We start from the raw sequence: 6863 nt of genomic DNA, 5'->3' as shown, positions 1-6863 counted from the left end.
GACTCTCCGAGGGTTCGAGTGTGGAAACCCAAACCTATCGGAAGGGCTCGCTCACCGCTCCCCCATGGAATCTACGGCTTCGGCGGAACCCTTCGCTCACCCATCGGTTGAGGCAGTTTCGAGCCGCGCTCATCAACCAAACAGGAGCCCATCGTGCAGGACATCAAGGAACACATGGAGGTCATCGGCGCCGACGGCGTGCATGTCGGCACCGTCGACCAGGTCGAAGGCAATCGCATCAAGCTGACCAAGAAGGACAGCGGCGAGGGTAGCCACAAGGGGCACCATCACTTCATCGACAAGAGCCTCGTGGCCGAGGTCGAAGGCGACCAGGTGCGGCTGTCGGCGATCGGCGCGGTGGCCGTGACGATGGAGCAGGAGCAGTAGGAGACGGATCCGGCGCTGCCGAGGAACGCTCGCGGCGCCGCCGGTTGGGGCACGCAACCAGAAGGAATAAAACATGCGCGCACTCTGCTGGCACGGAAAAGGCGACGTCCGGGTCGATACCGTTCCCGATCCCAAGATCCAGCATCCGCGCGACGCGATCATCAGGATCACCGCCTGCGCCATCTGCGGTTCGGACCTGCATCTGCTCGACGGCTATCAGCCGACCATGGAGAGCGGCGACATTCTCGGCCACGAGAACATGGGCGAGGTGATCGAGCTCGGCTCGGAGGTCACCAACCTGAAGGTCGGCGACCGCGTGGTCGTCCCCTTCACCATCAGCTGTGGGCAATGCTGGTTCTGCCAGCAGGGCCTGTTCTCCTGTTGCGACCGCACCAATCCGAACGCTGAGATCGCGGCCAAGGCGATGGGCCAGTCGCCGGCCGGCCTGTTCGGCTTCAGCCACATGCTCGGCGGCTATTCCGGCGGGCAGGCCGAATATCTGCGCGTGCCGATGGCCGATGTCGGACCGATCAAGGTGCCGGACAGCGTCACCGACGAGCAGGCGCTGTTCCTGTCGGACATCTTCCCGACCGGCTACATGGCCGCCGTGAACGCACAGATCCGGCCCGGCGACACCGTCGCGATCTGGGGCTGCGGCCCGGTCGGCCAATTCGCCATCCGCTCGGCGCTGCTGCTCGGCGCCGGCCGCGTGATCGCGATCGACGAGGTCCCCGAGCGGCTGGCGATGGCCGAATCCGGCGGCGCGGAGACGATCGATTTCTCGACCACCGACGTCTATGACGAACTGATGCGGCTCACCGACAAGCGCGGCCCTGATAGTTGCATCGACGCGGTCGGCTGCGAAGCCTCCGGCAATGGCGCCGCCGATGCCGTGCTCGACAAGGTCAAGGCCGCGACGTTCCTGACCACCGACCGGGTGCACGTGCTGCGCCAGGCGATCATGTGCTGCCGCAAGGCCGGCACGGTCTCGATCCCCGGCGTCTATGTCGGCATGGGCGACAACATCCCGATCGGCGCGGCCATGAACAAGGGACTGACGATCAAGACCGGGCAGACCCATGTGCAGGCCTATACTCGCCCGCTGATGAAGCTGATCCAGGAGGGCCAGATCGACCCCAGTTTCGTCGTCACCCATCCGGCCAGCCTCGAAGACGCGCCCGCGATGTATCAGAAGTTTCGCGACAAAGAGGACGGTGTCATCAAGGTCGTGCTGCGGCCGGGGCGGTAGCATTGCGAGCGCGAGCAATCCAGCCCGTCTACGCGGCGTGATCCTGGTTTGCTTCGCTGCGCGCCATGACGGCGGCGGTGCTCCCGTCGGGCGCAGCGCCCGATCGGCTCATGCCGCGACGATCACCGCATCGCGCAACTCATAGCCGGTGCTGACCGGGTTCATGGTCAATGTCGGGCGCCGCTCGAGCCTGATGCCGGGGACGCGCAGCAGATGGCCGAGGAAGATCGCGGCCTCGTGCAGCGCCACAGCGGCGCCGGGGCAGCGATGTGGCCCGTCGCCGAAGCTCATCAGGCTGGCTGAGCCTTTCGCGGGCCTGATGCGATCCGGATCGAGCTGGTGCGGGCAGGCGCCCGCCGCGGCGGCATCGCGGTTGGCGGCGCCGACATCGATCTCCAGCAGGGTGTTGGCCGGGATCGCCATCGCGCCGGCATCGCTCTCCACCGTCATGGCGCACGCCGTGCGGCGCTTGAGCACGGACACGACAGGCTCGAGCCGCAGCACCTCTTCGAGAATGCTCATGCGCTCCGGCTCGTGCGCGCCGAGAAAGCGCGCCCTGAGATCGTCATGCTCGACAGGCGCAGCGCGGCCATGACGATGAACTCGCGGGTGGTGGCCATGCCCGCGGCGCCGTAGGTGAGGCATTCGGTCAGGATCTCGCGGTTGAAATAGCCTTCCGCGAGCAGATGCGAGATCACGTCCTCGCGCGGCTGATGGCGGCGAGCGCGGATCGCTGGCCGCACGTCGAACAGATAGAAGCCGAGGGTGAGAAGCTGGCCGCGGACGGCGTTACGCAGCGTAGCGATGAATCCGTGGCCGACGGGCACCGAGAAGAAGCGGTTAAGCCGGGTCGCCATCGCATCGCGCGGGCTGTCGGTCAGCCCGACGATATCGGCGGCGACCGCGACCGCCAGCTCGAGGCTCATGTCGTCGAGACGCGCGCGCCCCGTCGCGCGAAACTGCTCCACCAGCTCGCGGCTCGTCGCCTCCATCAGCGCGGCATAGCGGGTGGCGACCACCCGCGGCGTGAAGAAGCGCGCCGTGGCGCTGCGCTGCTTCTGATGCGGCTCGCCGTCCTGATAGAGCACCGGCGCGTGGCGCGGGCCGATGAAGCGATGCACGAGTTCGGCATTGAAGCCGGCCTGCCGCACGTCGCCCGAGCGCAACACCTCGCGTGCAGCCGCGAAGCTGTCGATCCGGATCCCGTTCGAACCCTTGTCTTGCGGCGTGTGGTCCCGTGCGCGGTGCTGGATTGGAGCGGTCATTCTGAGGCTCGCTGCTGACTTGGAACACGCCTTGCGCCGCACGTCATGACGGCTGTCGTTCTAGGTAGGGCGAACGGGGGCCGGATCAATCGGTGCTCGCGCAATGATGATGGGCGTGCCCGCGATGGAAGAATGCGCCGATGCCGCCAGCCTCTTGCTCGACCATCTGTTCGATGCGCGGATCGAACCCGCAAGCTGGTCTCGATCACACATCAAGATGTGATCGGCACATGAGCAAAGCAGACCGCACGAAATGGTTCGATACCCTTAGGCTGATCCGGGCGGCCCTACTGAGCGATCGAACCCACGGACGGTGACATCATGGACGGTCTGGACTTCCTCGGTGCTCTGCTTGTGGGCCTGTTGCCGCAACCGATGTCCCACGCCGAACTGGCGCCGACCGGCATTTTCAAGTCGCCTCTCTACTACACATACATGGCTGTTCTGCTGGTGCTGTTCGCCATGATTTTTACGCCGATGTTCATTCACCTCCCGCGCGTCGTGTTGCGGGCCGACCTGATCGCGCTGCCGATCGTCGCTGCCGCGGCCTTCTTCCTCCGCCGCTCGTTGAAATGGCGCTATCCGATTTGACCGTGATGCGTCCGCGACGAACGTGCAAGGGTGGGCAAAGCGACGCCGAAGGCGGCGCGTGCCCACCACTGGCGTTGGTATGTGCGGCGGTGGGCACGGCGCGCGAGATATATTGCCAACAAGGTCGGGCGGGCGCGCCTTCGCCCACCCTACGTTTTCAATCCGCGCAGCCCACGATCGTCTTCAATAATTTCGGGAACCGGGCGTTGAGGTCGGCCTCGCGCACGACGTTGCGGTGCTCGACGCCCTTCTTCGTGGTCTGGATCAGGCCGGCCTCGCGCAGGATCCGGAAATGGTTCGACAAGGTGGATTTGGCCATGTCGGGGCAGGGCGCGGCTTCGGTGCAGGACATGCAGTCGTTCTGCTGCATCAGGCTCTTGACGATGCGCAGCCGCATCGGATCGGCGAGCGCTGACAGCACGCCGGCCAAGGTGATGTCCTCCCGCGACGGGTGAAACAATTGCGCCATGAAAAATCATATAGCGACGCTCTTGCGCCCGTTCAATAGTTCACTAGTTCTGAACCATTGAAGCAGCGCCGTGGCGCATGGGAGAGCAGGATGAGCAAGAGACTTGAAGGCAAGGTGGCACTGGTGACCGGCGCATCCAAGGGAATCGGCGCGGAGATCGCCGCAAGACTTGCCGCGGAAGGCGCCGCGGTGGCCGTCAACTACAGTTCCAGCCGCGAGGGAGCCGACCGCGTCGTCGCCGCGATCACCGGCAAGGGCGGCAAGGCGGTGGCCGTGCACGGCAATCTCGCCAATCCCGGTGACGTCAAGACCGTGGTTGCCGAGACAGTCAAGGCGCTGGGGCCGATCGACATCCTCGTCAACAATGCCGGCGTCTATGCGTTCGCGCCGCTCGACGGCATTACGCCGGAGCACTTCCACAGCCAGTTCGACGTCAATGTGCTCGGGCTGCTTCTCGTCTCGCAGGAAGCCGCGCGCCATTTCAATCCGGCCGGCGGCAGCATCGTCAACATCTCATCGGGCGTGTCGACGCTGACGCCGCCGAACACCGCCGTCTACACCGCGACCAAGGCGGCGGTCGACGCGATCTCCTCTGTGCTGTCGAAGGAGTTGGCGCCGCGCAAGATCCGCGTCAACACCATCAATCCCGGCATGATCGTGACCGAAGGCGTCGTCGCCGCCGGCCTGCACGAGGGCGACATGCGCAAATGGATCGAAACCGCCACGCCGCTCGCCCGGGTCGGCAAGGCCGAGGAGATCGCCGCGGCGGTCGCGTTCTTCGCCTCGGACGATGCGTCCTACGTCACCGGCGAGACGCTGCACGTAACCGGCGGCTTGCGCTGAGCAAGGATGTCGCTGCGCTCGTAACAACGACCAGTGAACCGGTGGGTGGGCAAAGCGCCGAGAGGCGGCGCGTGCCCACCATCGGCGCTGGTGGGTGTGGATGGTGGGCACGGCGCGCGAAACAGTTTGACTCGCCAAGCGTGCGGGGCACGCCTTTGCCCACCCTACACGCCGTCTCGCGTTTTCCCGAGGAAAAAAGACCTCAGGGAGCCTCGGTTCTCACGAGGGCGAGGCCTAGGGCAATTGGAGGAAACAACTATAGGTTGATATGCCAGCCGATATAGGATCAAATCGGCTTGCGAATCCGTGATGCGCGCATCGCGGACGAGATCGGTGTTTCACCTCCCACCGGCCGGACGATGGCGTTTGCCATGCTTCAGCTCCCGGCCGTCTGGATTTCGAATGACCAAGGAGATTTCCATGCGCATTGGCTTTGCACTATCGACCCTGTCCGTCGTCGTGGGATCGGCGGTTCTCGGCTGGGGACTGATCGCGCCGCGCACGGCGCACGCGTTCCTGGAGGACATCTGCATTCCGCGCGTAAAGGACGGGCTGAAGAACTGCATCGCGCCGGCCAGCGCGTGCCGCAATCCGGCGGAAGCGCTCAATCGCGGCTGCCTGCTCGAGGCGGTGCAGTTCGCTGCCATCCCGCCCGGCCGCAGCATGGTCCATGCCGACTCGACCTATTTCATCGCGCAAGCGCTCGGCTATCGCGCCGACGTCGCCTATTGGATCGCCGCCTACAACGAGAACGCTGACTACGCGCAATATGCGCCGATCGATCAGTGCGGCGGGCAGGCGACATCGACCAATTCGGGCGCCAGCTACATCACCGCCAAGTTCAACGGCTTCCAGCGCACCAACAACACCACCGACGGGCCGCTCTATCACTATGTGCTGAACTTCTCGCCGAACGGGCAGGGCACCGACGTGCACGGCGCCAGCGGCGTCCAGGCGGTGTATCCGTTCCACTATCCGCCGCCCGGCTATCCCATCACCCTCGACAGCGTCTATCAGGGCACGCTGTACGATCTCCGGCAATGGGCCATGAAGGGCGACGACGCCCCGGGCCTGCTGTGCACCGCCGGCTACACCACGCCGAACGGCTCGTCCAACTTCAGCGGCCCGACATGTCTCGCGAATGTTCCGCTCAGCGGCAACGTTCCCCTGTTGGAGAACTACGCGATCGGACCGGCCATCAACGTCACCTCGGGGCCCAAGATCCTCGACAACAGCAACGGCAATGTCGACTACACCCAGCTGAAATCCTGGCTGGACGACAAGAGCCGGACGACCGGCGTGCTGTTCGATGACCCCAGGAAGCCACCGGTGCCGGTGCAGATCGCCCGGATCGGGCTCTATCTGCATTCCCTGCAGGATGCCTCCTCGCACGGCACCTTCTGCGGCGACGACGCGCCGTCGCCTCCGGGCGGCTCGGATGTCGGCAGCTACATGACGATGAGCTCCGGCAGCATCAAGCTGGTGTTCGGCACTTATTGCGCCACCGGTCCGCATCTGGCGAGCCACGTCCAGGAGACCGGCACCGGCGACGCCAGCCTGCCGCTGCGCGACTATGTGGCGCTGAACAACACGCTCGACGAACTGATCCTGTTCGGCAACGCGGTGGCCAAGCCGCGCGGCTGGATCGTCAATCCGAGCCTGCTGCCGCCGAACGTCGTCGGGGGCAAGAGCGCCGCGGGCGACAGCGCCGCCGACCTGAAGTCGCGCCTGGTCGGCCGCATCGTGCAGGGCCAGCAATGGTCCCGCGCCGAGGTCTACGCCTCCGGCGTCGTCACGGCGCCGCTGCAGCGCCCCGACGCCCAGGACCGCCTGAACACCATGAACGCCGCGCTCGGCGCCTATGCCAAGCGGCTGGCGACCGCCAACCCCAAGCTGACCCCGCTGCGGCCGATGCCGGGCAATTCGTTCACCCCGGGCGATACGTCGGTGTGTTTCAAATAGTCGGCTGTCAACGAACTGCGGTAGATTCCATGGGGGAGCGGTGAGCGAGCCCTTCCGATAGGTTTGGGTTTCCACACTCGAACCCTCGGAGAGTCAG

General features: G+C 65.4%; 8 protein-coding genes. 5 read left to right on the top strand and 3 right to left on the bottom strand.

The window, feature by feature from the left end:
• The first annotated feature begins 153 nt into the window (after nt 1-153).
• Both ACQR1B_RS36055 and ACQR1B_RS36050 read left to right on the top strand, forming a co-directional pair.
• Nucleotides 154-387 (top strand): DUF2171 domain-containing protein, encoded by a 234-nt coding sequence (locus tag ACQR1B_RS36055; RefSeq protein ID WP_434837628.1) that lies wholly within the window; start codon nt 154-156, stop codon nt 385-387.
• Nucleotides 388-460: 73 nt separating this feature from the next.
• Entirely contained in the window at nt 461-1636 is a 1176-nt protein-coding gene (locus ACQR1B_RS36050) for a zinc-dependent alcohol dehydrogenase (protein ID WP_434837629.1), read from the top strand.
• Nucleotides 1637-1744: 108 nt separating this feature from the next.
• Here ACQR1B_RS36050 and ACQR1B_RS36045 read toward each other — a convergent pair whose 3' ends face one another.
• On the bottom strand, nt 1745-2158 hold the full coding sequence (locus ACQR1B_RS36045) for a cytochrome P450 (protein ID WP_434837630.1): 414 nt from the start codon (nt 2156-2158) through the stop codon (nt 1745-1747).
• Nucleotides 2155-2901, bottom strand: a complete 747-nt coding sequence (locus ACQR1B_RS36040; RefSeq protein ID WP_434837631.1) for a hypothetical protein — start codon at nt 2899-2901, stop codon at nt 2155-2157. Before ACQR1B_RS36040 ends, ACQR1B_RS36045 begins: the two co-directional genes overlap by 4 nt.
• A 321-nt stretch (nt 2902-3222) precedes the next feature.
• Here ACQR1B_RS36040 and ACQR1B_RS36035 point away from each other — a divergent pair, with 321 nt between their 5' ends.
• Nucleotides 3223-3492 carry a hypothetical protein gene (locus ACQR1B_RS36035; protein ID WP_434837632.1) on the top strand — a complete coding sequence of 90 codons (270 nt, stop codon included), beginning with the start codon at nt 3223-3225 and terminating at the stop codon, nt 3490-3492.
• Between the two features lie 157 nt (nt 3493-3649).
• Here ACQR1B_RS36035 and ACQR1B_RS36030 read toward each other — a convergent pair whose 3' ends face one another.
• The gene (locus tag ACQR1B_RS36030; protein ID WP_434837633.1) at nt 3650-3961 is read right to left on the bottom strand and encodes an ArsR/SmtB family transcription factor; all 312 of its coding nucleotides are present in this window, start codon (nt 3959-3961) and stop codon (nt 3650-3652) included.
• Nucleotides 3962-4051: 90 nt separating this feature from the next.
• On the opposite strand from ACQR1B_RS36030, the gene ACQR1B_RS36025 reads away from it, so the two are divergent.
• On the top strand, nt 4052-4804 hold the full coding sequence (locus ACQR1B_RS36025; RefSeq protein ID WP_434837634.1) for an SDR family NAD(P)-dependent oxidoreductase: 753 nt from the start codon (nt 4052-4054) through the stop codon (nt 4802-4804).
• A gap of 420 nt (nt 4805-5224) precedes the next feature.
• On the top strand, nt 5225-6766 hold the full coding sequence (locus ACQR1B_RS36020) for a hypothetical protein (protein WP_434837635.1): 1542 nt from the start codon (nt 5225-5227) through the stop codon (nt 6764-6766).
• Nucleotides 6767-6863: the final 97 nt, after the last annotated feature.

Source organism: Bradyrhizobium oligotrophicum (genome assembly GCF_051168495.1).
In the GTDB taxonomy this organism is placed as follows: Bacteria; Pseudomonadota; Alphaproteobacteria; order Rhizobiales; family Xanthobacteraceae; genus Bradyrhizobium; species Bradyrhizobium oligotrophicum_A.
Note: the sequence above shows the minus strand (reverse complement) of the source record. Positions and strands in the feature narration are given on the sequence as shown.

Bases quoted from the DNA above. Each gene is read 5' to 3' on its own strand.
- ACQR1B_RS36040 (WP_434837631.1), bottom strand. From the start codon at position 2,901: ATGACCGCTCCAATCCAGCACCGCGCACGGGACCACACGCCGCAAGAC.
- ACQR1B_RS36045 (WP_434837630.1), bottom strand. From the start codon at position 2,158: ATGAGCATTCTCGAAGAGGTGCTGCGGCTCGAGCCTGTCGTGTCCGTG.
- ACQR1B_RS36020 (WP_434837635.1), top strand. From the start codon at position 5,225: ATGCGCATTGGCTTTGCACTATCGACCCTGTCCGTCGTCGTGGGATCG.
- ACQR1B_RS36050 (WP_434837629.1), top strand. From the start codon at position 461: ATGCGCGCACTCTGCTGGCACGGAAAAGGCGACGTCCGGGTCGATACC.
- ACQR1B_RS36035 (WP_434837632.1), top strand. From the start codon at position 3,223: ATGGACGGTCTGGACTTCCTCGGTGCTCTGCTTGTGGGCCTGTTGCCG.
- ACQR1B_RS36025 (WP_434837634.1), top strand. From the start codon at position 4,052: ATGAGCAAGAGACTTGAAGGCAAGGTGGCACTGGTGACCGGCGCATCC.
- ACQR1B_RS36030 (WP_434837633.1), bottom strand. From the start codon at position 3,961: ATGGCGCAATTGTTTCACCCGTCGCGGGAGGACATCACCTTGGCCGGC.